The 1475-nt window shown below is 33.2% G+C and carries 2 protein-coding genes; both read left to right on the top strand.

The annotated features are described in order from the left end of the window. The coding region (locus tag AB1414_20730; protein ID MEW6609836.1) for an RHS repeat-associated core domain-containing protein at nt 1–759 on the top strand (759 nt) is incomplete at its 5' end. Nucleotides 760–1106: 347 nt separating this feature from the next. After that, complete coding sequence (locus tag AB1414_20725) at nt 1107–1298, top strand: hypothetical protein (GenBank protein ID MEW6609835.1); 192 nt, start codon at nt 1107–1109, stop codon at nt 1296–1298. Nucleotides 1299–1475: the final 177 nt, after the last annotated feature.

The following is a 1475-nucleotide window of genomic DNA, read 5'->3' as shown; positions in this document are numbered from 1 at the left end:
TACCTAAACAGCAGATACTACGATGCCAACATCGGTAGATTTATCAATGCTGACGGATTGTTGGGCTCTTTTGGGGATAGTCAAACCACGAACATGTATGCGTATTGCGCCAACAATCCAGTGATGAATATTGATCCATTTGGTATGTCATGGTGGAGTGAGTTAAATCCTGGTTACAAAGTATTGATTGGTGTAGGAGTTATATTGGCACTAGGAGTTTTGACAGTTATTTCTGCAGGTGGTCTAACTGGAGCAATGGCAGCTTTTTACGCTGTGGGTTCAGCTTCTGGTACTGTAACATTGACTAGCGTTTTAGCAACTGCTACAGTAAATGCCATAGTTGGAGGTTTTATAACGGGGGTTGCCGCAGCTACCGGTACTTCTGTAATTGGATTTGCATCTAATAATTTTTCTTGGAATGATGTTGGGAGTTCCTTTGCGAATGGTTTTGCATTTGGCACAGTTACAGGGGCATTTTCTGGAGTTATTAGTGGCATTTCTTATTCTACGAATGCAGCAATAAATGCCGGTATTAAAATGGGTAGCAATGCATTACTTTATGGAGGATCATATATTGGGCAGTCTTATTTACTAGATAGTCAAATTTCAGGTGTAGGATTAGCAATGTCAATACTTGGGGGGCTTACAGCAGGAAATCCATCTTTAAATATATATAGCGACATTAGTTACTATGGATACTTGAGCACCCAAGGAGCAATACTATATGATGGGATCTCAACATTGGTTAGAAATCACTAATATTTCAAGATATGAAGGAGTTTGACATGGAAAATTTTAAGAAGGGTTTTACAATTGGAAAGTTATTAGTGATTTCAATGTTAATTTTGCCAATACTGTTTTATATAATATTTGATTTTTTCATTCAGAAATGCGGCAACAATAGCACTGCTAGATTATTGACATATGGTGGTCTTGCGATTTATTTTATACTAATTACTTTTTTCATTAGTTACGGAAGAAAATTTTTATTCTCAGATATCTACATTAAAGATAATTATATCTTTATTAGATATTTTATGAAGATTATTAGACAGACACATATTCGAGAAATTAAACAAATTATACTCATCAATGGATTTATATATTTGTGTACTAATGTATACGATATATCAAAGAAGAATCAAAAAAAACTATATAGTGAAATATATTTTATTGTTGATATGGTTAAATTGAAATCTTTGCTACAATTAGTTGAATCAAACAAAGATATTATTTATATAACAACAAATAAACCTGTTGATGAGGTGACTAAATTTTTCATCCAAAAGAGCAGCTAAATCAAAAATTTTAGATTGTAAGTATCTATATAATGTTTCTCAATGGATTCTGGATTTGTATGGAAATTAAACAGTGGGTTATGATACCACATGCATAGAATACTGGAAGGTCTAAACATCATGCCAAGCAACAACAGTAAGTACACAGAAGAGATGAGAGAAAAAAATGAGTTGATA

It is taken from the genome of bacterium, from assembly GCA_040755795.1.
Lineage (GTDB): Bacteria > UBA9089 > CG2-30-40-21 > CG2-30-40-21 > SBAY01 > JBFLXS01.
Note: the sequence above shows the minus strand (reverse complement) of the source record. Positions and strands in the feature narration are given on the sequence as shown.